Genomic DNA, 23,814 nt, shown 5'->3' on the forward strand with positions numbered 1-23,814 from the left:
CCATAGCGAAGCGTCGGCCGGGAATGGCGTAAATTGCGTTACATTGAGGCTTCAGTTTTTGTGAGCACGTTTAAGAGTGTGAACAAATGCGGGTTGAATTCGGGTGTAAGGCTGTTTAGGATAATTTTGTTCGTAGCAACGCGAAGACCAGGATTATTCTAAATTGACTTACATTGAGAATTCAGCTTTTGTGAGCACGTTTAAGAAGAGTGTGACAAAAGGCGTTTTGAAACCGGCCGTGAGCCAATCTATATCACTTGCGTCGCCACTGTCGTACAAATAACCAAATTCCTAAGATAATAGCCAAACAAACCAGGACAATATCCATGACCTTTCTTAAATAAAAAAGACCAATGTCTCCGTACTTGAACGATTATTCAAGATACTTCATACATTGATCTATTGTTTACTGCTTACCGATCACCATAACCATTTGGATGGGTTTGATGCCAGTTCCAAGCGGTACTAATAATTTCTTTCACATCATCATAATTAGGTTCCCAGCCAAGGACTTCGCGTGCCTTGTCTGATGAAGCAACCAATGAATCAGGGTCACCAGCGCGACGAGGAGCAACTTCAGCAGGAATTGGTTGACCAGTTGCTTCACGCGCAGCTTCTACCATTTGCTTAACTGAGAAACCATTAGCTGATCCCAAGTTAAACTGATTTGACTCATTACCCTTAGCTAGATAATCCAAAGCCAACACATGTGCATCGGCCAAGTCCATCACATGTACATAATCACGGACGTTAAAACCATCTGGCGTATTATAATCATCACCAAACATCATGATCTTCTCACGTTGACCCAAAGCTGTTTGCAAAATAATTGGTACCAAATGCGTCTCAGTTGGGTGGTCTTCACCAATTGAGCCATCAGCCTTAGCTCCTGCGACGTTAAAGTAACGCAAAGCAACCCACTTTAATCCATAAGCTTGATCAGCCCACTTCATAATGTGCTCCATTTGTAACTTTGATTCACCATAAGGATTGATTGGATTTTGTGGCGTTGTTTCCTTAATAGGATTTTCCTTAGCCACACCATATGTTGCAGCTGTTGATGAGAAGACAATTTGCTTCACATCAAAGTCCAACATCACTTCCAACAAGTTAATCATACCGTAAACGTTGTTATCGAAGTACTTTAATGGCTTTTCAACAGATTCCGGTACGATTGAAGAAGCTGCAAAGTGAACAACTTGATCAATATTTTCCTTTTCAAACACTTCAGTCAATGCTGCCTTATCACGAATATCAACTTCGTAAAATGGCACCCCCTCAGGTACTGAAGCACGATGTCCCGTCAACAAATTGTCAACAACAACAACGTCACGATGGTCAGCTAGTAACGTAGCTACCATATGAGAACCAATGTAGCCAGCTCCCCCTAATACTAATACAGACATATCAACTCTCCTTATTGTCTTAATTACTTTTAGTTTAGCCTAATTATTTGTTGCCGTCCACTCGATTGTGGCTTCAGCTGAAAGCACATCCCCAAACCAAATACGGTGTTTTGTGACATTATCAACAAGTTGCACTTCTGATTTAATTTTATTACCAGGCAAAACTTCGTGCTCATACTTAATGTTCATAGATGTTGGCTCATGACTTGTCAAAAATTCGACCGGTAGGACATCGCTCATCCATTCAGCATATTTAGAATTATTCACATGATGATTAGAATCAATGTCTAAGTACCGGACCACATATTCTTGCACATAATCAGCATCACGCGTTTCATCAAATGGTGTTACTTCAGGATCACGCGGGATTTTACGAACATGTTCTGGCTGATAAGCTTCTGCCATATCTTTGGGAATACGGGCTAACTTTCGTTTATTCATATCAATCATTGAAAATAAACCGTTCATAATCACAAGATCATTACCGTCGGCATCAATTAATCGATACTCACGTTTAGCAAAGAAAGGATTAAATTGCTTGGCTTTAGTCATTAGCGTAATGGTTTCACCGTCTTTTGGCCGCCGATTAATTGTGACTAGTTGTTGTAATACGATCCATCCCAGTCCCTTGGCATGGGTATATTCCGGCCCAATTTCCAAATCAATCGCTTGTTGCGTTGAACTTAAAATTGCCAAATTATAAATCATTGGTAAACTCAATTTACCGGTGACATCTGCTTCATAGTAAACCACATCATGTGGCATACGGAATTCTACAGCCATTATTTATTCTCTCCTTGATATTTTAAATAAAGTGCCTGGCGATCAAGCGACCGTTGTTTCGCAATTTTTTTAATCGCCGCAGTTGGTTTCAAACCACCTGCTACTAATTCTTTAACCGCATCAACCGCTGACAGTTCAGCTAATGGATCTTCGTCTGAATTTTCGGTTACGTCATCATTCCCAGCAACAAGAACCACGAATTCACCACGGACCTCATTGCTGGTTGTCCAAGCAACCAATTCTGCGACCGTTCCGCGCAAAAACTCTTCATAACGTTTCGTAAGTTCGCGTGCTAATACAACTTGACGCTCAGCACCAAATGCTTTTTCAATAGACTGTAATGTCTTACCTAGACGGTGAGGAGCCTCATAAAAAATCATTGTTTCCTGATGGGCTTTGAGCGTTTCAAGTTCACGTAATTGTTCTTTTGGTTTCCGTGGTAAAAAGCCATAGAACATGAATGGCTGTGGTGCCAAACCAGACGCAATCAATGCTGTGATTCCCGCACTAGCACCAGGAATAGGCACGACTGGTACATCAGCTAAAATGGCGGCTTTCACCAATTCATGTCCCGGATCTGATATTGACGGCATCCCCGCATCTGACACCTGCGCGATACTCTCTCCTGCTTGAAGACGCGCGACTAATTCCGGAATACGTGTTTCCTTATTGTGTTCGTGAAAAGAGATTTGCTTCGTTGTAATTTCAAACTGATTCAGCAATTGTTGTGTATGCCGCGTATCTTCAGCAGCAATCACATCCACCGCTTGCATAACTTGAATTGAACGGTTGGTCATATCTCCAAGATTTCCAATGGGTGTTGGTACTAGATATAAAGTACCGACCGTCTGTTTGCCAAAACTCTTTTGTTGTTTCATGATAAACCTGCTAACTTAAATTGACTTTCCAGTATCGTTGCTTCTAATGTTGTTTGAAAATTAATGTTTTTTTCTAAGCGCTGTGGAGCTGCTAATACGATGCTAATGACAGCCAATAACGTTTCTGTTTTAAAGTGCTGGGCAGTATTTGCCCACGTATCTGTAAAACGGCTATCCTGTACCCCTGCTTTTAACAATAGAATATCGCGCCAAGCTTGTGCCAACATCATCAATAAGGTTTTACTGTGTGCTGTATCCAATGCCAATGGCACATAAACCGTTTGTACTAAAGTAAAAGCTTGATCGGAATTTTTTAATATCGTTGATACCAAATCAATCGTTGCCTGTGTAGCCTGTTCAAACCAATCGTCAGTTAACCATTCTTCAGCAACAACTGTACTATCCGTTAATGCTTGTACCAAGGGGACCTGTTTTGCCGTATAACCCATCGCCAACAATTCTTCTTTAAACTGTTCATCGCTCACTGCTGAAAAATTAATTACTTGTGTTCGTGAAATAATTGTCGGTAAGATTTGCGACCGATTTTCAGCAATCAAAATAGCCGTTTGCCCTTGGGCTGGCTCCTCAATGAACTTCAATAATCCATTGGCAGCACTAGTCGTCATCGTATCAGCGCCCCCAACAATGAAAATTTTTTGTTGACCTTCTACAGCAGTTTTCGTAAATTCATCCTTCAAAAAGCGCACTTGATCGACCTTAATACTTTTACCATCGGGCTGTACCTCAATGACATCGGGGTGTTCATGTTGCATAATCCGCTGACATTGATCACATGTACCATCAGGTTGTCCATCAGGCGTGACATGCTGACACATCAAGCGCATAGCTAGCCAATCCGCAACTAATTCTTGTCCCCGACCAGCTGGTCCAGTAAATAAAAAAGCGTGAGCAAGCTGTTGACTTGCTAACGCCTTTTGTAGTTGCGCAATCAATTGGGGCTGTAACGCCATAACACGCGTAATTAATTCTTTGGCGTTCATGAGCACCTCTTAGAAGCGGTGGAATTGTTCAACATCTTGAACAAATACCGTCGCACCACCAACCTGAACTTCCATCGGTGTGGCAGCTGTTGATTCCATTGACACATCAAGACTAACTGCTGGTGTCATAAATTGCTTACGTGTATGTGATGTATCATGGATCAAGTCCAACACCTCTTGTACACGATCATCTTCAATACCGATCATAAAAGTCGTGTTTCCAGAGCGAAGGAACCCACCAGATGTTGCTAGTCGTGTTGCGCGAACATTCGCCTTCACAAACTTGCCACCTAATTTATTAGCATCCTTGTCTTGTACAATTGCGATAATCATCTTCATAATGTGGAAACCTCCTAGTCGTGCATACCAAGTATTGGCATTAATGCTGTCCATGTATCTGTTATAACATCAGCCAAGTCTTGCTCGGCATTAATAATTAGAAACCGTTCTGGATATTGCGCAGCCAACTGATGATAAGCATCAGTTACCCGTTGATGAAATGAAAGTGCTTCAACATCTAAACGATTAATCTCATCTTGACGGTTTTCCTGAATTCGTTGTAACCCAACTTCAGGACGAATATCTAAGTAAACAGTTGCTGTTGGCATGACGCCTTTGGTAGCAAATTGATTAATCGTTGTCACTGACTCAATCCCCAAATCACGACCACCACCTTGATAGGCAATGGAACTATCGACGTAACGATCACTTACAACAACCTTATCCGCTGCTAATGCTGGTAAGACTGTATCCACTAAATGTTGTCGACGTGAGGCTGCATAGAGTAAAGCTTCTGTCCAAGCATCCATACTGGGTAAATTAGGATCTAAAACCAGGTCACGAATCGCTTCAGCAACTTGACTATCTTTGCCGCCTGGTTCTCTTGTTAAAACTAATTTGTCACCTAGTAACGGCGTCAACCTTTGCACGATTGCTCGTAGCACCGATGTTTTCCCCGCGCCATCAGGACCCTCAAATGTGATAAATGTCCCTGACATGTATTCACCGCTTTCTAATTATTCTATATTTTTTATTATACCAAAAAGAAGCCGATACAAAATAGTTTCGACCCCTTATTTAGTAAATTACCCAAAAAATGGTAATTTTATATACCTTTTGCTATCTTTTACATTACTCGGGATGAACAAATGCAGTTGACCAATGGCCCTTCATACCCCTTTGTCGGGCAGCACGTAGTAAAAAGAAATATTTTTGCTTGGCTTTGGCCGTCTCTGCCTTAATCATCCGTGGGGCAATATCACTTTCAAACATGGCTGTCTCAGAATTACGTGCTTTTTCATACTCGTATTTCGCATGTTCGATAGCGTCTGACAAACGTTTATCATACGCTTGTTGGTCAAATTTTGGACGCTTACTATGTAACTTAAATATCACAGCTGTGTCCTCCCTTCAACTGCCTTAATCAACGTAATTTGATCAGCATAATCAATATCACTACCAACTGATAGTCCCGTTGCTAATCGCGACACCTTGATGCCTGCTGGTTTTAGTAACCGTGACAGATACATGGCGGTTGCTTCTCCCTCAGCATTGGCATTGGTTGCAACAATCACTTCTTGAATCGTTTCGTCTTTTTGCAAACGGTTAACCAGCGTCTCAATGTTGATGTCATCCGGTCCCTTACCCTCAAGCGGTGATAATACGCCATGTAAGACATGGTACAAGCCACGATATTCGCCTGTATTTTCAATCGCCATCAAATCTTTCACTTCGGCAACCACTAGTACTTGGCTCTGATCACGACTGTCATCCGAACAAATCACACAGGGATCCGTTTCGGTTAAGTTACCACATACTGAGCAGAATTGAAGATCACGTTTTGCAGAAATCAACGATTGCGCAAAACTAGTGACGTCTTCTTCTGGCATATCGATTGTATAAAACGCTAGCCGTGTTGCAGTTTTTATGCCAATACCTGGTAATTTTGTATAACTATCAATTAATTTTGCAATCGGCTCTGGATACTGCATACATCTGCCTTCTTTCTACAGCCTTTTAGAACATACCCTTTGGCGCAAATTGTCCCAAACGCTTTTGTGAATCTTGATCAATTTGCTTCAATGCATCATTTACGGCAACAATAACCATATCTGATAAGCTATCTACATCTTCTGGATCAACAATATCTTCATTGATTTGTAGGTCCTTTAGTTCACGATCACCATTGAATGTGGCTAAAACGACATCTGATGGTGCATGACCGATATAATCAGTCTTAGCAATAGCAGCTTGCTCATCTTCCATTTGCTTTTGCATCTTCTTAGCTTGCTTCATCATTTGTTGCATATTTTGTCCACCGAACATTTATCATTTCCTCATTTCTTATATTTAATCATCAATTTCTTCGACGATTGACTCATCAAAAATTGTTTTTGCTTCTGTTACTAAATTATCTTCTGTTGTATCTGCTTTTTCTTCAATATCAGGATTAACTGCTGGTGCTTGTTGTTTGTGCTTTGGTAACTGGGCAACAAACTTTGAACGCAATACCGGCCAACTTTCCGTCGTAATAAAGACCAGCTGGCGCTCATGCTGCGCTTGCGTTAATTCACGAATTTGCGTGACCATTGTCTGCAATAAATCAGGTTTGCGCATCGCATTGGCCCGAATAACATCAAAATCAAAGGCAACGACTAGACCATTACTAGATGCCGCAATTGGGCGCGCAACATTCAGCATCGCCTGCTCAGGCACTGGCAGCATATTAATCATGTCACCCCAAATTGCTGTTACCCGATCCAAATCACCACGAGTGGCTTCAGACAATACACCAAACACTGCTGCTTGATCTTCACTAACGTGTGGTGCAACCCGCGAGTTTTCGCTAGTCACTGGCTTTGGTTCTGACACTGGCTGAGACCGTTTCTCTTCGTGAGACACTGACTGTGCTGGTTCAGATGCTGGACTAGGAGTTGGCTGTTGCTCCGATGACTGACGATCTGTTTGCACAGCCGTAGCAACTGGATCAACTGCTGACGAAACTGATGAAACAACTTGGCCTTGACCAACCGGTTGACTCAGCTTAACAGTCAACACTTCAAGATAAATAGCAGGTCGGTTCGTAAATCGTAATTGTTGCTGTGTATTATTTAGTGTATCAATCATGTTGTACCAAATATTTGCCGATTGCGTTTTTGCTAACTGCGTAAACGTCTCATCCGGTACCAACGTTACCAACTCAGGCGCTTCAGTATACAGCAATAAATCGCGCGCGTAACTAATCAAATCTTCCACAAAACGGTTAGCATCTTTACCTTCATCCAAAACTTCAGACAATTTTGCTAACCCTTGCTTAGTATTTTGGTTAACGACTGCTTCAACGTATTTACCAAGTAATGTCTGGGTAACTGATCCGGTAACTAACAATGCGTTTTCCAACGTGACATGACCGTCACCAAACGATAGTGCCTGATCTAAAATACTTAATGCATCACGCATTCCCCCGTCAGCCGCATTGGCAATCACTTTTAGCGCAGCTTCATCATACGTATTGCCACGTTGATCTAAGATATAAATCATCCGTTCATATGCTGATTGCGCATTGATTCGCTTAAAATCAAAACGTTGCGTACGTGAAATAATAGTTGCCGGAATTTTCTGTGGCTCAGTTGTTGCCAAAATAAAAATAACGTTAGCAGGTGGCTCTTCCAGCGTTTTTAGTAAGGCATTAAAAGCACCTGTTGAGAGCATATGCACCTCATCGATGATATATACTTTATATTTTGCCTGCGTTGGTGCATAAGTCACATCTTCACGAATTTCACGAATCTCATCGACCCCATTATTTGATGCCGCATCCAGTTCAACAATGTCGCCAAGTGTACCATTATCAGCCGCCTGGCAAATCTCACAAGTACCGTCTGGTTCACCATCCACGGGATGTAAACAATTAATCGCCTTCGCAAAAATCTTGGCCGCTGAGGTTTTACCCGTTCCCCTAGGGCCATTGAACAAATAAGCATGGGTTATTTGCCCAGTAATAATGGCATTTTTTAAAGTCTTGGTCACGATTTCTTGACCAATCATATCGCTAAATTTTTGTGGACGCCATGTCCGATATAACGCCTGATATGCCATGACTTGTGACCCCTTTCTCATCAGCTATTTTTCACTGACCTATTTGTAACTATCATTAATAATAATATCAGAAAAAGCCTTGTGATAACAGCTGACTTTCAGACTTTTGACCAGCGTTTAGGCTAAACATTTTTGGAAAATAAATAAAAAAATTCCAGACAAAAAGAGACCAGAACATTTCTTATGTTCCAGTCTCTACTAAATTGCTTAAGAAGTGAAGCACAATACACGGTCCCCTTAGTGCTGCTGCCTTCCGACCCTGACACAATTCGAAGTGCGTATTTGCCCCACGAACTATATTATAGCAAGAGATTTCATTTTTGACCAGTATTTTCTGCAGCTAAACGCCGTGCCCGCTTCTCAGCCTTTTTACGCTTTCTAACGGCCTTAAAGAATTGTTTTAGTAAGGCACTCGCTTCATCGGCACGTACGCCCGCATGAACACTTACTTGATGGTTTAGGCGCGTGTCACTCAACAATTCATACATTGATGTGACACCACCAGCTTTAGGATCAGCTGCGCCATAATATACATCTGTAATTCTAGTTTGCTGAATCAGGCCTGCGCACATAATACAAGGTTCTAATGTCACAAATAATTGTGCCTCCGGTAATCGCCATGAGTGTAGCTGCCGGTTAGCTTCTATGACTGCTTGGTACTCAGCATGTTGACTACCATCCTGCATATGCTCGCGCAAATTAAAGGCACGACTAACGACTTGCCCATTTTGGACAACGATTGCACCAATCGGGACTTCGCCAATAACAGCGGCCTTACGTGCCTCAGCTAATGCAAGACCCATAAAATAGTTAACTTGATCAGTTGTTAACGGTGCCGACATAGCTACTCTCCAAAATATAATATCCTTTATCTTTGGCGATTGTTTTCACATTCCCAAACAATTCAGCCATTAGCTTTTTGGCAGATGGTGCGCCCTGTTTCTTTTGTAAGACAACCGTCAATGTACCGCCAGTAACCAAGTGGTCCACTGCACCACTAATCATGTCCGTTACAATTTGCTTACCAGCTCGAACTGGTGGATTAGTCAAAATCGCAGCAAATTTTCCTGAGACATGTTCATAGCGATCAGATTGCAGAGCGGTAATTTGTTGGCCCACCTGATTCTGTTCAGCATTACGTGCCACTAACTCCACGGCACGCTCATTAATTTCAGCAGCTACAAATTCACGATTGGGCATGCGCTTAGCCAAACTAACTGCCACCGGTCCATAGCCGGCACCCAGATCCAAAATTTTTCCTGCTGGAATATTTTGATTAAATGCTGTCAACATTATCCGTGTCCCATAGTCGACTGTTCCTTTTGAAAAAACACCTGCATCAGTCGTAAATGTTAGCGGCTCGTCAAACAACGTAAATGTCCAAGTATGTTCATCATGTGCTGTTGTTGGATTTGCTGTGTAATAGTGTTCAGCCATAATATTCCTTTCTTATTTAATTTTTCTCTATTTAAAGTGCTTATTCAAAAACTTCTGCACAGTTGCCTCATACTTTGCTGGATCGGTGCGATACGATTCCACATGCGCAGCGCCTGGTACCAAATATTTTTCTTTTGGCCCATTACTTGCCTCATAAACAGGTTTCATAAACTTCGTTGGTACAAACTTATCATTATCACCATGAATAAAAAGCATTGGCCGCTTGTTTTGTGCCAATAATTTTTCGGCATCGGCTTCACCATAACTATAACCAGCTAATACTTTTGAATATCCTGAAACAACCGGGATAAGGATATTTGCTAGCCAATCTGGCAGTCCATACATGTTTCCAGCTTCATAATGTAACTCATCGGTCACAGATGTGTACCCAGAGTCCTCAACATAAGCCTGAACCTGTTTTGGTGGGTTCATACCAGACAACATCATGGTCGTTGCGCCACCCATTGATGCACCCATCACAGTAATTTGACTTTGTTTACCGTTCTTGGCGATTACTTGTTTGATCCAACCTTTGTAATCTTTCGCATCGAGATACCCATAACCAATATACTTACCTTCAGACTTACCAGCCGCACGGTTATCAGGCATCAACACATTATAACCCATGCGATGGAACATCTCACCATATGGTGCCATGGCTTTATGATCGACACCAAATCCATGAATCACAATCACGGTTTTGTTCGTTGCTTGTGTCGCTGGTAAGTATGAGCCAACTAATTTTGTGCCATCTTTAGCTTTTAAATGCCATGTTTTTGTATCAGCAGCTAACCATTTCTGTTGTTGCGGATACAACGGATTCTTCTTGCTAACCAAACCACTACCAACAAAATCCTTTTCTGCTCTGACTTCAGCCACATGAAAGAAATAGCCACCAGCGCCCAGGACAGCTGCACCAACAATCACTACTAATGTTGTTGCGACTGTCCATATTTTTCTTTTGCGAGACCATTTTTTATGTTGTTTTATCATTTTTAAATCCTTATCTTATACCTACTAAACTCACTCAGAGTATTATATCACAAGGATTTAGCTGCTTTCTGCATCACTATAAAATTTACAATTTATAATTATTTTCCACGGAGTTTTATCACTTGTGTTGCGACGTTATTTAGAAAACTTTCATTATGCAAAGTCAAAATATAACCCCGTACCAACACAATCAGCAACTCTTTATCTTTCATATACGCCTTCCCCTATTTATGCTAAAATAATTAAAATAATATGAGATTAACGGAGAGATAAAATGACATAGTCATTAAACTGGGATTTAGATCCTATCTACCCTGGTGGTATCGAATCACCTGAATTTGCAGATAAAATATTACTACTAGCACATCAAATTACTGATTTAAAAAATAATGTTGCTGCTTATGAGATCAAAGAAGATAATGATTTTTCAGGTTTTTCGAAGCTAGTTGATGACAACCAAGTTATCTTTTCTGGCCTACGCACAGCGGCTTTGTTTGTTAACGCCTTATCAGCAGCCGACTATACAAACACTGCTTATCGTCCCTACCAAACAAAAGTATCTGAATTAGATGTTGCCTATCAAGCTGCCTTAAATGCATTTGCCAAGTTACTAACAACATTCTCAGATGCAGAATTTAAACAAGCTGTAGCTGAAAAAAGTGTCGCTCCAGTCGCTTTTTATCTGAATGAATTACGTTCACAAGCTGACCGTTTGTTAGATGATCAAACCGAAGAATTGTTGAATACTTTGAAGCTTGATGGTCTTAAGGCTTGGTCAGAACACTACGACACCATCAGTGCTAGCTTGACCATGACTTATACGGATGAAAATGGTGAACAACAAGAATTGTCTGCTGGTCAAGCCTTGAACAGAATTGATGATTATCCTGACGATGACACCCGTGCCGAAATCATGCACCAATATGAGCAAATGTGGGGCAGTGCTGAAAACTTAGCTGCCGATACCCTCAACCATTTGGCAGGTGCTCGTTTAACAGAACAAAAAGCACATGGTTACAAGGATTTTCTTGAGGAGCCACTTGAATTAAATCGTATGTCTCGTGAAACATTGGCGACGATGTGGCAAGTTGTCGATGATAACAAAGATATGTTTAAAGCTTACTTTGAACGTAAAGCAAAATTGCTTGGCTTAGAAAAAATTGGTTGGCAAGACCAATCAGCCCCCATTACAAAGTTAGGTGACTACGAGCCAACTACAATGACTTACGACGAAGCCGCTGACTTTATCATTAAAAACTTCGGTAAGTACTCTCCTAAGATGGCCGCTTTTGCACAACATGCGTTTGAAAACCAATGGATTGAAGCTGAAAACCGTCAAGGTAAAACACCTGGGGCTTGGATGGAAAGTGTGCCTGATATTCGTGAGTCACGTATCATTACGACCTTTACTGGTTCTGTTAATGATTCGGCAACCATTGCTCACGAAGTCGGTCACGGTTTCCACACCTCCGTATTAACTGATTTACCTGTTTGGCGCGATTCTTATGCAATGAATGTTGCTGAAACCGCCTCAACATTTGCTGAAATGTTGATCGCTGATGCTAATGTGCAAAATGCCAAATCAGATGCCGAAAAGGTTGTATTGCTTAATGCAAAGATGGATAATCCTATTGCGATGTTCTTAAACATCCGTACGCGTTTCTTGTTCGAAAAGAGTTTCTACGAAGAACGTGAAGGTGGGTTTGTTCCGGCATCACGATTAAACGAATTAATGGATGATGCACAAAAACAAGCCTTCGGTGGTATTTTGGATGAACGTCACCCACACTTCTGGGCATCTAAGTTACACTTCTATATTGATGATGTCCCATTCTATAACTTCCCCTACACCTTTGGTTACCTATTCAGCCAAGGAATTTATGCCTGGGCACAAACACAAGATAATTTTGAAGAAGCTTATATCTCACTATTACGCGATACAGCAAATATGACGACCGAAGAATTAGCTAAAAAGCACCTCGGCGTTGACCTAACAAAACCAGACTTCTGGCAAGCCGGTGCGGATTTAGTGAAAAAGGATATCGACGAATTCCTGCGCCTGTCAGAACAATTTGTTTAGACAGAGTGTGAAGAAAAGGCGCTTTGAATTCGATTGTAAGGCTGTTTAGGATAATTTTGTTCGTAGCAACGCGAAGAACAGGATTATTCTAAATTGCCTTACATTGAGAATTCAGCTTTTGTGAGCACATTTAATCAGAGTGTGAAGAAAAGCGCTTTGAATTCGGTTGTAAGGCTGTTCCAATAACAAATTTGCAAAACTGTTAATAGTTAACTAGCCGAAGAGACTTAGGTATTTTTACCCAAATCTTTTCGCCTTTTTTATTGATACTTTCATATCAGCACCACATGTTTTTAATTTTCATTTAAGTTTCGTATTATTACACTAATAAATAGAAATTGTTAACTTCTGACAAGTATTGTCATACTTTCATCACTTGTTTAATACTTCATAACAACGGTTTATGTAATTATTTATTGAATGAATTTTTGAAAGGAAGTGTTTTAATTTTGCATAAAGAGAAATCTGGTCCGAAAAAGAATAATCCGTTTTTGAGTTATACCTCATATGTGATTGCTTTGGGTGGTTTTCTATTTGGTTACGATACTGGGGTGATTAATGGCGCATTAACCTTCATTAATCGACCCGATCAATTGGGGGCATCCCCAACTCTGCAAGGATTAATTTCTAGTGCTCTCGTACTTGGTTGTATGTTTGGTGCATTAGCAAATACAACACTAGCCGATAAACTCGGACGTAAACGATTATTACAGTGGGTAGCCGCCATCTTTACGGTAGCAACCCTAGCTTGCGCTTTATCCATTAATGCATGGATGCTAATTATTTCGCGATTTATTCTTGGCTTATCTGTCGGTTGTGCATCCAGTTTATCGCCATTATATCTAAATGAAATTTCTCCAGAAACGTTAGAAGCTCAGAATGTTAACAAAAATGCCATCGGTATTGTTCTCGGGCAATTAACTGCCTTTACCGTCAATGCCATTCTTGGAACTATCTGGCCGGATTGGCATCCAATTTGGCGAATCATGATGTTAGCAGCCGCCATCCCCGCAATTTTGCTCTGGATAGCGTCGTCAAAAATACCAAACAGTCCATTTTGGTATTTATTACAACAAAAGCGTGACCATGCTCATCGTATTTTCAAAGAACTTGGGTTCTCAAAGACCGATATTCATGAAAATATCATTGAGGCAAAAGAATCAGTAAAACAGGGTGATAAAGATGATTGGCATCTGATTTTTTCATCAAAATCTGCCATTTATTTACTAGGTGCTGGTATTACGATTGGTTTTATTCAACAAGCGTCTGGTATTAATACCGTCATGTACTACGGTTCTGTCATTCTTGAAAAAGTTGGTCTAGGATCTGGTGGCTCATTGTACGGAAACGTGCTAATTGGTGTCGTTTCTTCATTAGCCATTTTCGTTGGTAAACCAGTTATAGAGCGTTTATCACCCTACCGTTTATTAACTATTGGCTTAATTGCCAACGTATTTAGTTTAGGACTATTGAGCTGGGTCATGAAAACATCACCACTGGCAGCATCAATGAATAATATATTAGTATTAATTATATTGTCATTCTTTTTGGCTACTCAACAAGGTTTAGTCAGTCCAACCACTTGGTTGCTACTATCTGAAATGTTCCCACAGCAATTAAAAACAACTTTCAATGCCATTGGTACAGCCATGACTTGGTTGACAAACTTCGTCATCAGCTTAATTTTCCCAATGCTGATTGCGGCACAAGGAACAGCTGGCGTCTTTATCATATTCACATTTGCAAATCTAGGTTGCATCTTCTTAGCAACGTTATTCGCAAATTCACGACTAGTTAAACGTGCTGCTGCAAAATTTTAAAATGAACATGACTTAATCGAATCTAGTAAAAAAAATATAAGTAAGACTAAAATCACCCTATTTCTATCATATTACGTTATACTTAGGGAAAGGTTTCACAAGGAGGAGATACAAATGAACCTATATCGTTCAAAAAATCATCGTATGTTTGCTGGTGTTATTGGCGGAATAGCTGAACGTTTCGGTTGGAGCGTTGCTTTACTTCGTTTGATTTGGGTTCTATTAACCCTTACACCGGTACCTGGTCTGATTATTTATTTGGTTCTTTGGATGGTTCTACCTGAAAGAGAAAACTAGTTAGTTAATTAAATTTATAATACTTAAAAAGTGGTTGCGACAGAACAAACGTCGCAACCACTTTTTTACTAACAATCTATACTATTTTAAAATCCATTTTGATGAAGCACTAGCCAGAGCAACTGAAAGCCCCATTGGCAACAGTGCTGAATAATCTAAGTGACAAACTTCAAATAACATAAATAATGCCATTAGTGGCGCTTGCTGTGATGCTGCTAAGAAGCCTCCTGCGCCAATGACACCTGCTTGGACAAGTGATGCGCCGGGTACAAGCAATACATAGACAAAACCAATCAACACACCAAGTGAACTACCAATAGCAATCGATGGTGTTAATGTACCACCGGATGCCCCACCTTTTATCGTCATGATGGTCACAACTGCTTTCAATAATGCACCCATCAATAAGAAAAGTGCTAAATGATAATCTGTATTCACAAATGCAAACTCAGCTAACCCGCGACCATTTCCCATAATTTCGGGCATAAACACCGCAACTAAACCTGTAATTAAAGCTGCTAATGGTAATTGCCACAAAATTTGTGAGCTCAGCGCACTATGCTTACCTGCCCATTGGAATCCTCGCCGGAAGTAGGCGCCTAATACTCCCATTAATAAACCAACGACCAACACAAACGGTAACATATTCAGGGTAAAGTCTTTTTTGGCAATTAAATAATAAGGAACAAAGCCCTTTGAAATCGAACCAATCAACATTGCAATGACTGACATACTCAAACTAACGGCGACACTTTTCATATCTACCTTTTTTAATAATATCTCAACTGCAAATAACATCCCCGTGATTGGGGCAATATAAATTCCTGCAAAACCTGCCCCAGCAGCAGCAGCAATCAATAAACGTTGATCATCTGTTGATAACTTTGCTAGACCAACTCGTTTCATAATCATTTGCCATTGCTGAGCTAACATGGCTCCTGCTTCTCGTGGCGCTAATTCACGACCAATTGAACCACCCGTTCCAACATAAAAGATTTGCGTCATCACATGAACTACTGTGGCTGCAAATGGCATTTTTTCGCCCTGCAACGCTTGCTTAATGCTAACCGTTGACTGTGCATATCGCTTTAAATTGTACCAAATAATTGCCACAATTAGACCACCCAGTGTGACAGACACTAACCGATTAACGGCTGTTGTTCCTGTCGCAACTGGGACTGCGGCATTTTCTTCAAAGTGTAAAAATAATCGCTCAACGATATCTAATAATTGACCAAGTAATAATGAACTAAGACCTACAACTAAGCCCAATACGATGGTCGAAATGACTAATGTCACCGTCTGCTGTTTTGTTTCGCTTGCTAACATACATATCCCTTTATTTATTCTACTTCAAAAACACGTTCATCAATCAAATCAAACGACTGATGATGGGTATTTAACAGTGGTTTTAATTTAGCTTCTGACCAGAAAGCTTTAGAATTCGTTGCGCCACTTTTTTCACCAATTACAATAAACTGCTTATCCGAATATTGCTCGCGGATAACTTGCAATACCCGCGCATCATCTGCTGACGTATCAGGTGCCCAACTCATCAGAATAACAGCCACGTCATCACCATACTTCTTTAACGCTGATAATGCTGACATCTTGTATACCGTTGTAACTGGTTGACGCAGATTCACATCTGGTTGATCGCGCCATGCTTGGTTATCCGTAGCAATGATTGTTTGTTCCGGCTGACAAGCTCGTAGACCTGCCGATAAATAACCATGACCTGCCATTAATTCAAGAACTGGCTCACCAGCAATATAATCAGATAAATCTTTGACAAATGGCGTGGAAACAAAACCATACATACTGAAATATTCAATTAAAGCATCTCTTAAATGACGCACTAAAAAATCAACGTTTTCTAATGCCTCTGCCAGTTTTGCCCACAAAATATTTCCTTTACTGGATTGCTTAGGATATTTATTTAAAACAAAACGTTGCACATCTGCAATCATTGCATCCGTTACTTTTAATACTGGTAATTGTTCAGGCAGTAATCCAGCATTGATTGCCAAAACTGCTTGCTGAACTTGATGTATTAAATTAGTAACTGAATGAATTCCTTCAAATAATGATTGATACGACAACAGCTCACTAAGATAATCAATCTCAGTGAGCTGTCGACCTGTACCAAAACGAATAAGCTCTTCTTGGTTCATATTGGTTCCTTTTAAAATAGATTTTCTTGATGATTACTGCGCTCATCATTCTCAGCAGTATAAGAAACTGGGTTTAGGTATGAATTGACATATTGGAATATATCAAAACGCTGTTGATCCGTTAATGGCTTACCGTTAAAATCAATTTCCTTACCAGACAAAAATAGAAGTGACAAGTCAGTCTTTTCAGACATCGCCCGACCTACTAAGAAATCCATTGATACATTAAAAAAGTCGGCTAATTTACGGACTTCAATGTAAGATGGTGAACGGTCGCCACGCTCCCAGTTTCCAATTTGAGCAGCCGTATTTGGCTTTTGGCCTGGCTCAAGATGTTTATTCATTTCTTCAGCAAGGTTCTCCAATGTGATATTACGACCTTTTCGTAATTCACGTAAGCGATCTGGAAACATACGCGCAAGACTCCGTTCATTAAATATCGTTGTGAGCTCTCACCCTAGTATATTCATTTTACCGAACTTTCACACATTTTTCCACAATTATTTGTGGAAAAGGTGTTATTTTATCCACATTATGCACAATTAGTTCTGAACTGTCATAATAACAACGTTCACAGTCACTTTGGATAGTGGTGTTTTTTCGGCCATCGCTTGAGTCTCTGGTCGAGCTCCCCAATGCAGTGGTGTCATATGTAACAAATCAACATATAGCTCGGTAGGGATTGTCCAATCATAAGAAATTTCACGTTGTGTGGCTGTTGGATAATTTTCCATAAAACGTTGTACAACTTTATCATTTTGATAAGTATGTTTAGGAGAATCAACGGGATATAGCAATTCACGTAATTGATGTAAATAACCCGAAGCTGGTACAACCTTAACTAAAGTCCCACCAGGTTTTAAAATACGTTTAAATTCTTCATAGGCGCTCGGTGAAAAGAATTCAACAATACTATCAAAACTACTATTTGCAAAAGGTAAATTGGCCAAGTCAGCTACAGCAAAGAAAGCATCAGTATCCAATTGCGTTGCTAAATTCACACCCGCCTTTGAAATATCAAAACCAATCGCCGTATCGTTCTGTTGACGTAAATCCAATAAGCGCTTTAAGGGGGTTCCTTCTCCTGTACCGACATCTAAGATATGTTGGTTAGCAGTTGGTAGCTCTGCATTCACCGCTTGCACAATACCATCAAACAGACCAGCTGTTAAAACCTTACGTCTTGAGGCTAACATGCTATCATCGTATTCTGTATTGGCTGTTTTATTTAAAAAATTTATGGCACCTTTTTTATTTAAATCTAACTGATGACCTTGTGGACATACTAAACTATGCCCATCCACATGATCATATGGCTCATTGTCAACCAAACAACGAAACATTGAGACATTTTGCTTAATAAATGCGATACCTTTGTCGATTTTTTTCATTTTTAAATATAATCTTCCCTTTTATTTCCAATTGATAGCATATCACATCTAGCATAAAATCGCAGTACGAGAGAGCGTGAACAAAGACATCGTTTGCAACAATAGTGGCGCTATTTGGACTCATAGCGTGGCATGATAAAAAAGAGGTTGGGACAAAACAACGTTCCCAACCTCCTTTGTGCTAAAAATGTATTAATTATAAGGCTATAAATTTTATAGCATAAACGCGTTCCAAAAGTCTGAAGCCTCAATGTAACGCAATTTACGACATTCTTGTCCTTCGCTTTGCTTCGGCCAAAAATGACGCAAATAACGTTACACACCAACTTCAAAGCGACTTTTTCCTCGCTCCCTTTCTCAACTACCAATAATTATTTTATTCAAAACCATCTGTAGTCAATGAAGCTCGATATAGATCAACAACGTCATCAACTGTCAAATTAACATAACCACCTGCTTGGTCCAAACCACCAATCCGAACAGCCTCTTGTGCCATTTCAACAAAATTTTCATCCGTATTGATATCAACGTCACCAAGTGTCATCGGAATATCAAGTGACTTTATCCAATCGTAAGTTGCCTGAATTGCTTTTTCAGCAATCTCACGGTTATTTTCTCCGGTTAAATGCCAAACTTCACGGCCAAACCGAGCAAACTTAGCTTCAGTTTCATCCGATAGCACCCGTTTCATCCAACGCGGTGTTAAAATTCCTAATCCAACACCGTGGGTAATATCATAATAAGCTGATAATTCATGTTCGATTGGATGAACGGTCCAGCCATTAACATTACCCGAACGCGCAATACCATTCAAAGCCATGGTTGCACCCCACATTAGGTTAGCACGAGCGTCATAATTATCCGGTTCTTTCAGCGCAACTGGGGCCCATTTAATAACCGATCGCATCATACCTTCAATGATACCGGCCTTCACATCATTGGCTGTTGAACGATCAAAATATTGCTCAGTCAGATGTGAGAAAATATCAAACGATCCAGCTGCTGTTTGCCACTTTGATACTGAATAAGTTAACTGCGGATCCAAAAATGACACTGCTGGCGTGTTTGGACCATTTGTTCCAAGTTTAATATTCAAATCCGGATTTGAAATAACAGATCCTGAATTCATTTCTGAACCCGTGGCTGACAGCGTTAAAATATCGACAACAGGCAACTGGCCAATATTAGCACGTGACTTTGCACCACGATCGGCAACTAAGTCCCAGGCATCGCCATCATAGTATTTGGCTGATGCGATCACCTTTGAAGCATCAAGCACTGAGCCACCACCAACTGATAAAATAACGTCAATATCATGATTCTTCGCCAACTGCTGTCCTTCACGAACAGATGCAATCTTAGGATTAGGTGCAATGCCAGATAATTCAACAACATGCAAGCCAGCTAATGCTTTCATTACACGATCATACAAACCTGACTTTTTTATTGACCCACCACCATAAGTTAGTAAGACATTTTGACCAAATTGGGCAACAGCATCATGCAATTCCTCATCAATATGATGCTTGCCAAATCGAATATCTGTACTATTTTGAAAACGAAAATCTTCCATTTGAACCTCCTGTCATTTACGACGGTTGTTATTTTCTTCACTATTTTATAAAAGGCTACAAAGTTATATTAACAAAAAAATCTCATAGACAACAACCGAATGTCATCTATGAGATTTTTAGTTAACTACAGGATAACTACCATAACGGTACTTATCTTCTGTTAAATTTTATTTTGTTAAATGCATGGCATTCTCAATATCAGCAATTGAAGTTGGAGTATCATCCTCTTCAGTTATTGGCTCAGCAACAACCTTGTCTTCAATTTCTTGGTATTGCTTCATTCCAGTACCAGCTGGAATCAACTTACCAATAATAACATTTTCCTTCAAACCAACAAGTGGGTCATTCTTACCGCGAATAGCAGCATCAGTCAAGACACGTGTTGTCTCTTGGAATGATGCGGCAGACAAGAACGAGTTCGTCTCCAATGATGCCTTGGTAATACCAAGCAATACTGGACGACCAGTTGCAGGCAAACCACCCTTAAGCAATGTACCTTCGTTGGCATCACGGAATTGCGCAATATCCATCAAAGTACCTGGCAAAAGATCAGTCTCACCTGGATCCATGACACGAATCTTACGTAGCATTTGACGTGCCATAACCTCAATGTGCTTGTCAGAAATCTCAACACCTTGCATACGGTAAACCTTTTGCACTTCATGCACAATGTAGTTTTCAGTTGCAAGTGTATCACGTACTTGGATAATCTCCTTAGGATCAGCTGAACCTTCATTCAACGTTTCTCCACGGTGGATACGATCACCCTCACCAACACGCATACGTGCAGTCATTGGTAATGTGTAAGAACGAGTATCTGTCTCACCTTGGATAGTAACTTCCTTGGTACGATCAGCAGGATTTTCCTCGATTGAAGTAACTTCACCAGTTACTTCAGTAATCATCGCACGACCCTTAGGGTTACGTGCTTCGAAAATTTCTTGCACACGAGGAAGTCCTTGCGTGATATCGTTTCCAGCAACACCACCCGTGTGGAACGTACGCATAGTCAATTGCGTACCTGGCTCACCGATTGATTGTGCGGCAACAGTACCGACAGCTTCACCAACTTCAACAACATCACCAGTAGCCATGTTACGACCATAGCAACGAACACAAACTCCGTGTTCAGTGTTGCAAGTAAATGCTGAACGAATAGTTACTGTTGTAATACCTGCTTCATCAATACGCTTAGCAATATCTTCAGTAATCATTTCGTTATGACCAACTAACTTCTCACCAGTTTCTGGATCAAAGACAGACTTTTGGGCATAACGACCTAGGACACGGTCATATAGTGATTCAATGACTTCGTTACCGTTCATAATAGCCGTAACATCCAAACCACGATCACTATGACAGTCTTCTTCACGGATAATAACATCTTGGGCAACATCAACCAAACGACGCGTCATATATCCTGAATCGGCAGTCTTCAAGGCCGTATCAGTCATTCCTTTACGAGCACCGTGAGTAGAGAAGAACATCTCCAAAACAGATAGTCCCTCACGGAAGTTCGCGATGATAGGTAGCTCCATGATACGACCATTAGGTGCGGCCATCAATCCACGCATACCAGCTAATTGTGAGAAGTTAGAAATGTTACCACGAGCCCCAGAATCCGACATCATAAAGATATTGTTATCTGGCTCGAAGTGCTCGATCAGCTTTTCAGTAATGTCATCTTTAGCCTTATTCCAAACAGCAATAACGCGTTCATAACGTTCTGCATCTGTGATCAAACCACGACGGAATTGCTTTGTTACCGTTGCAACTTGCTTGTGAGCATCAGCGATAAGTTCTGGCTTTTCCTTCAAGTCAGTAACATCGGAAACTCCCACTGTCAAACCAGACTTTGTTGACTCATCGTAACCCAAGTCCTTCATACGGTCCAACAACAATGATGTTTCAGTAACTTTATAAACCTTGTAGACCTCAGCAATGATGTCTGACAAGTAACCCTTCTTAAATGGTGGCAAGATTGGTGTCTCAGCATAACGTGCCTTGATGTCCTCACCTGGCTCCAAGAAGAAACGATTATCAATTTCGTGTAAGTTAGCTTCTGTAGGCTCATTCAAGTATGGGAAGTCTTTTGGCAAAATATCGTTAAAGAACAACTTTCCAACAGAAGTCATCATAATACGTGAACGTTGCTCAGCTGTAAATGGCTTTGCGGCTGGCAATGAACTTGTTTGAATACCAATACGAGTATGCAAATGTACATACTTGTTTTGGTAAGCTGTCCGGACCTCATTAAGGTCCTTAAAGATCATACCTTCACCTTCACGACCTGCTTCTTCAGTCGTTAGGTAGTAGTTACCGATAACCATGTCCTGTGATGGTGCAACGATAGGCTGTCCATCCTTAGGTGCCAAAATGTGACCAGCAGCTAACATAAGCAAACGAGCTTCAGCTTGTGCCTCATCAGACAAAGGCACGTGGACGGCCATTTGGTCCCCATCGAAGTCGGCATTGTAAGCCTCTGTTACCAATGGGTGCAAACGCATTGCTTTACCAGAAACTAGCACTGGTTCGAACGCTTGAATACCCAAACGGTGCAACGTTGGTGCACGGTTCAAAAGCACAGGGTGCTCCTTGATAACATCTTCCAAAACATCCATTACATCTTCATCACGACGATCAATCTTACGCTTTGCGGCACGAATGTTACCAGCTAATTCGCGGTTAACCAATTCCTTCATGATAAATGGACGGAACAACTCCATAGCCATTGGACGTGGTAGTCCCATTTGGTTCATCTTCAAGAAAGGACCAACATCGATAACTGAACGACCAGAGTAATCAACACGCTTACCAAGCAAGTTCTGACGGAAACGTCCCTGCTTACCCTTAAGCATGTGTGACAATGACTTCAATGGACGGTTACCTGGACCAGTAACTGGACGACCACGACGACCATTATCAACCAAAGCATCGGCTGCTTCTTGCAACATACGCTTTTCGTTTTGAACGATAATGCCAGGTGCGTTCAACTCTAACAAACGCTTCAAACGGTTGTTACGGTTAATCACACGACGGTACAAATCGTTCAAATCTGAAGTGGCAAAACGACCACCTTCAAGTTGAACCATTGGACGCAAGTCAGGAGGAATAATTGGAATAACATCCATAATCATCCACTCTGGCTTGTTACCAGACTTAACAAACGCTTCAATAATGTCCAAACGACGGACAGCACGAACACGCTTTTGTCCGGTTGCTTCACGCAACTCAGCCTTTAATTCAGTAACTTCTTCTTCCAAGTCAACTTGAGATAGCAAGGTTTGAATCGCCTCAGCTCCCATGCCGGCTTCAAAGGCATTACCATATTCGGCCTTTAATTCACGATATTCACGTTCTGAGATCAATTGCTTTTCAGTTAGTGGTGTATCACCACCCTTTGTAACCACATACGAAGCAAAGTAAATAACTTCTTCAAGTGAACGTGGTGACATATCCAAAACTAGTCCCATACGTGATGGGATACCCTTGAAGTACCAAATGTGTGATACTGGCGCAGCCAATTCAATATGACCCATGCGCTCACGACGAACCTTAGCTGACGTTACTTCAACACCACAACGATCACAAACGATTCCCTTATAACGGATTCGCTTATACTTACCGCAGGCACATTCATAATCTTTTGTAGGTCCAAAGATACGTTCATCAAAAAGACCATCTTTTTCGGGTTTAAGTGTTCGGTAGTTGATTGTCTCAGGCTTTTTTACTTCACCATAAGACCAGCTGCGAATCTTATCTGGACTAGCCAGACCGATTTGCATGCTTTCAAACTTATTGACATCGATCAATGGTTCGACCCCTTTCATAGGTTCTTTATACAAGTCCGATCCATCACGCCACTAGATTTGTTCTTAGTAT

Annotated in this window: 21 protein-coding genes, 1 other RNA gene and 1 pseudogene; 3 read left to right on the forward strand and 20 right to left on the reverse strand. The window is 40.8% G+C overall.

The genetic code is table 11. The annotated features are described in order from the left end of the window. Positions 1-413: 413 nt before the first annotated feature. The 14 genes from galE to NGR58_RS03480 all read right to left on the reverse strand — a co-directional run bounded on the left by galE (position 414) and on the right by NGR58_RS03480 (position 10,596). Positions 414-1,406, reverse strand: coding sequence for a UDP-glucose 4-epimerase GalE (gene galE / locus NGR58_RS03415; protein ID WP_115471021.1), 993 nt, complete (start codon positions 1,404-1,406; stop codon positions 414-416). Positions 1,407-1,445: 39 nt separating this feature from the next. Further along, complete coding sequence (locus tag NGR58_RS03420) at positions 1,446-2,189, reverse strand: acyl-[acyl-carrier-protein] thioesterase (RefSeq protein WP_258088258.1); 744 nt, start codon at positions 2,187-2,189, stop codon at positions 1,446-1,448. Further along, positions 2,189-3,067, reverse strand: coding sequence for a 16S rRNA (cytidine(1402)-2'-O)-methyltransferase (rsmI, locus tag NGR58_RS03425; RefSeq protein ID WP_258088259.1), 879 nt, complete (start codon positions 3,065-3,067; stop codon positions 2,189-2,191). The genes NGR58_RS03420 and rsmI overlap by 1 nt, the downstream gene beginning before the upstream one ends. After that, positions 3,064-4,068, reverse strand: coding sequence for a DNA polymerase III subunit delta' (gene holB / locus NGR58_RS03430; protein ID WP_258088260.1), 1,005 nt, complete (start codon positions 4,066-4,068; stop codon positions 3,064-3,066). Before holB ends, rsmI begins: the two co-directional genes overlap by 4 nt. Positions 4,069-4,077: 9 nt before the next feature. After that, positions 4,078-4,407: a cyclic-di-AMP receptor gene (locus NGR58_RS03435; protein WP_002828002.1), complete on the reverse strand. Its 330-nt coding sequence runs from the start codon at positions 4,405-4,407 to the stop codon at positions 4,078-4,080. A gap of 14 nt (positions 4,408-4,421) precedes the next feature. Beyond that, positions 4,422-5,066, reverse strand: a complete 645-nt coding sequence (gene tmk / locus NGR58_RS03440; protein ID WP_258088261.1) for a dTMP kinase — start codon at positions 5,064-5,066, stop codon at positions 4,422-4,424. Between the two features lie 133 nt (positions 5,067-5,199). Next, positions 5,200-5,463: a YaaL family protein gene (locus NGR58_RS03445; protein ID WP_115471016.1), complete on the reverse strand. Its 264-nt coding sequence runs from the start codon at positions 5,461-5,463 to the stop codon at positions 5,200-5,202. After that, positions 5,460-6,059 carry a recombination mediator RecR gene (gene recR, locus NGR58_RS03450; protein ID WP_075270336.1) on the reverse strand — a complete coding sequence of 200 codons (600 nt, stop codon included), beginning with the start codon at positions 6,057-6,059 and terminating at the stop codon, positions 5,460-5,462. Before recR ends, NGR58_RS03445 begins: the two co-directional genes overlap by 4 nt. A 25-nt stretch (positions 6,060-6,084) precedes the next feature. Then, on the reverse strand, positions 6,085-6,393 hold the full coding sequence (locus NGR58_RS03455; RefSeq protein WP_258088262.1) for a YbaB/EbfC family nucleoid-associated protein: 309 nt from the start codon (positions 6,391-6,393) through the stop codon (positions 6,085-6,087). Between the two features lie 24 nt (positions 6,394-6,417). After that, on the reverse strand, positions 6,418-8,166 hold the full coding sequence (gene dnaX, locus NGR58_RS03460; RefSeq protein ID WP_258088263.1) for a DNA polymerase III subunit gamma/tau: 1,749 nt from the start codon (positions 8,164-8,166) through the stop codon (positions 6,418-6,420). A 208-nt stretch (positions 8,167-8,374) separates the two neighbouring features. After that, positions 8,375-8,460: signal recognition particle sRNA small type (gene ffs, locus NGR58_RS03465), an RNA gene on the reverse strand. 20 nt (positions 8,461-8,480) lie between these two features. Beyond that, positions 8,481-9,008: a nucleoside deaminase gene (locus tag NGR58_RS03470; protein ID WP_258088264.1), complete on the reverse strand. Its 528-nt coding sequence runs from the start codon at positions 9,006-9,008 to the stop codon at positions 8,481-8,483. Beyond that, positions 8,986-9,603, reverse strand: a complete 618-nt coding sequence (locus tag NGR58_RS03475) for a class I SAM-dependent methyltransferase (protein WP_258088265.1) — start codon at positions 9,601-9,603, stop codon at positions 8,986-8,988. The genes NGR58_RS03470 and NGR58_RS03475 overlap by 23 nt, the downstream gene beginning before the upstream one ends. Positions 9,604-9,630: 27 nt before the next feature. Continuing rightward, positions 9,631-10,596, reverse strand: coding sequence for an alpha/beta hydrolase (locus NGR58_RS03480; RefSeq protein WP_258088266.1), 966 nt, complete (start codon positions 10,594-10,596; stop codon positions 9,631-9,633). Positions 10,597-10,879: 283 nt separating this feature from the next. Here NGR58_RS03480 and NGR58_RS03485 point away from each other — a divergent pair. From NGR58_RS03485 to NGR58_RS03495, 3 genes and pseudogenes are all read left to right on the forward strand, one after another. Then, a pseudogene (locus NGR58_RS03485) lies at positions 10,880-12,676 on the forward strand (M3 family oligoendopeptidase); the annotation flags it as partial. 449 nt (positions 12,677-13,125) lie between these two features. Next, complete coding sequence (locus tag NGR58_RS03490) at positions 13,126-14,496, forward strand: sugar porter family MFS transporter (RefSeq protein WP_258088267.1); 1,371 nt, start codon at positions 13,126-13,128, stop codon at positions 14,494-14,496. Positions 14,497-14,610: 114 nt separating this feature from the next. Further along, positions 14,611-14,793 (forward strand): PspC domain-containing protein, encoded by a 183-nt coding sequence (locus tag NGR58_RS03495; protein WP_258088268.1) that lies wholly within the window; start codon positions 14,611-14,613, stop codon positions 14,791-14,793. A gap of 81 nt (positions 14,794-14,874) precedes the next feature. Here NGR58_RS03495 and NGR58_RS03500 read toward each other — a convergent pair whose 3' ends face one another. The 6 genes from NGR58_RS03500 to rpoC form a co-directional block, all read right to left on the reverse strand. Then, entirely contained in the window at positions 14,875-16,122 is a 1,248-nt protein-coding gene (locus NGR58_RS03500) for a chloride channel protein (RefSeq protein ID WP_258088269.1), read from the reverse strand. Between the two features lie 14 nt (positions 16,123-16,136). Beyond that, positions 16,137-16,967, reverse strand: a complete 831-nt coding sequence (locus tag NGR58_RS03505; RefSeq protein WP_258088270.1) for an SAM-dependent methyltransferase — start codon at positions 16,965-16,967, stop codon at positions 16,137-16,139. A gap of 11 nt (positions 16,968-16,978) precedes the next feature. Further along, positions 16,979-17,380: a helix-turn-helix domain-containing protein gene (locus tag NGR58_RS03510; RefSeq protein ID WP_075270346.1), complete on the reverse strand. Its 402-nt coding sequence runs from the start codon at positions 17,378-17,380 to the stop codon at positions 16,979-16,981. A gap of 129 nt (positions 17,381-17,509) precedes the next feature. Beyond that, positions 17,510-18,358 carry a methyltransferase domain-containing protein gene (locus NGR58_RS03515; protein ID WP_258088271.1) on the reverse strand — a complete coding sequence of 283 codons (849 nt, stop codon included), beginning with the start codon at positions 18,356-18,358 and terminating at the stop codon, positions 17,510-17,512. 376 nt (positions 18,359-18,734) lie between these two features. Then, positions 18,735-19,931: an iron-containing alcohol dehydrogenase gene (locus NGR58_RS03520; protein WP_258088272.1), complete on the reverse strand. Its 1,197-nt coding sequence runs from the start codon at positions 19,929-19,931 to the stop codon at positions 18,735-18,737. A 168-nt stretch (positions 19,932-20,099) separates the two neighbouring features. Then, positions 20,100-23,744: a DNA-directed RNA polymerase subunit beta' gene (rpoC, locus tag NGR58_RS03525; RefSeq protein ID WP_258088297.1), complete on the reverse strand. Its 3,645-nt coding sequence runs from the start codon at positions 23,742-23,744 to the stop codon at positions 20,100-20,102. Positions 23,745-23,814 lie beyond the last annotated feature (70 nt).

The organism is Weissella fangxianensis (genome assembly GCF_024718545.1).
GTDB lineage: Bacteria > Bacillota > Bacilli > Lactobacillales > Lactobacillaceae > Weissella > Weissella fangxianensis.

What these genes read in the sequence shown, in the direction of transcription:
- holB (WP_258088260.1), bottom strand. Translation starts at nt 4,068, where the DNA reads ATGAACGCCAAAGAATTAATTACGCGTGTTATGGCGTTACAGCCCCAA.
- rsmI (WP_258088259.1), bottom strand. Translation starts at nt 3,067, where the DNA reads ATGAAACAACAAAAGAGTTTTGGCAAACAGACGGTCGGTACTTTATAT.
- galE (WP_115471021.1), bottom strand. Translation starts at nt 1,406, where the DNA reads ATGTCTGTATTAGTATTAGGGGGAGCTGGCTACATTGGTTCTCATATG.
- NGR58_RS03515 (WP_258088271.1), bottom strand. Translation starts at nt 18,358, where the DNA reads ATGAAAAAAATCGACAAAGGTATCGCATTTATTAAGCAAAATGTCTCA.
- NGR58_RS03475 (WP_258088265.1), bottom strand. Translation starts at nt 9,603, where the DNA reads ATGGCTGAACACTATTACACAGCAAATCCAACAACAGCACATGATGAA.
- NGR58_RS03495 (WP_258088268.1), top strand. Translation starts at nt 14,611, where the DNA reads ATGAACCTATATCGTTCAAAAAATCATCGTATGTTTGCTGGTGTTATT.
- tmk (WP_258088261.1), bottom strand. Translation starts at nt 5,066, where the DNA reads ATGTCAGGGACATTTATCACATTTGAGGGTCCTGATGGCGCGGGGAAA.
- NGR58_RS03435 (WP_002828002.1), bottom strand. Translation starts at nt 4,407, where the DNA reads ATGAAGATGATTATCGCAATTGTACAAGACAAGGATGCTAATAAATTA.
- NGR58_RS03455 (WP_258088262.1), bottom strand. Translation starts at nt 6,393, where the DNA reads ATGTTCGGTGGACAAAATATGCAACAAATGATGAAGCAAGCTAAGAAG.
- NGR58_RS03510 (WP_075270346.1), bottom strand. Translation starts at nt 17,380, where the DNA reads ATGTTTCCAGATCGCTTACGTGAATTACGAAAAGGTCGTAATATCACA.
- NGR58_RS03505 (WP_258088270.1), bottom strand. Translation starts at nt 16,967, where the DNA reads ATGAACCAAGAAGAGCTTATTCGTTTTGGTACAGGTCGACAGCTCACT.
- NGR58_RS03420 (WP_258088258.1), bottom strand. Translation starts at nt 2,189, where the DNA reads ATGGCTGTAGAATTCCGTATGCCACATGATGTGGTTTACTATGAAGCA.
- NGR58_RS03520 (WP_258088272.1), bottom strand. Translation starts at nt 19,931, where the DNA reads ATGGAAGATTTTCGTTTTCAAAATAGTACAGATATTCGATTTGGCAAG.
- NGR58_RS03500 (WP_258088269.1), bottom strand. Translation starts at nt 16,122, where the DNA reads ATGTTAGCAAGCGAAACAAAACAGCAGACGGTGACATTAGTCATTTCG.
- recR (WP_075270336.1), bottom strand. Translation starts at nt 6,059, where the DNA reads ATGCAGTATCCAGAGCCGATTGCAAAATTAATTGATAGTTATACAAAA.
- NGR58_RS03480 (WP_258088266.1), bottom strand. Translation starts at nt 10,596, where the DNA reads ATGATAAAACAACATAAAAAATGGTCTCGCAAAAGAAAAATATGGACA.
- NGR58_RS03470 (WP_258088264.1), bottom strand. Translation starts at nt 9,008, where the DNA reads ATGTCGGCACCGTTAACAACTGATCAAGTTAACTATTTTATGGGTCTT.
- dnaX (WP_258088263.1), bottom strand. Translation starts at nt 8,166, where the DNA reads ATGGCATATCAGGCGTTATATCGGACATGGCGTCCACAAAAATTTAGC.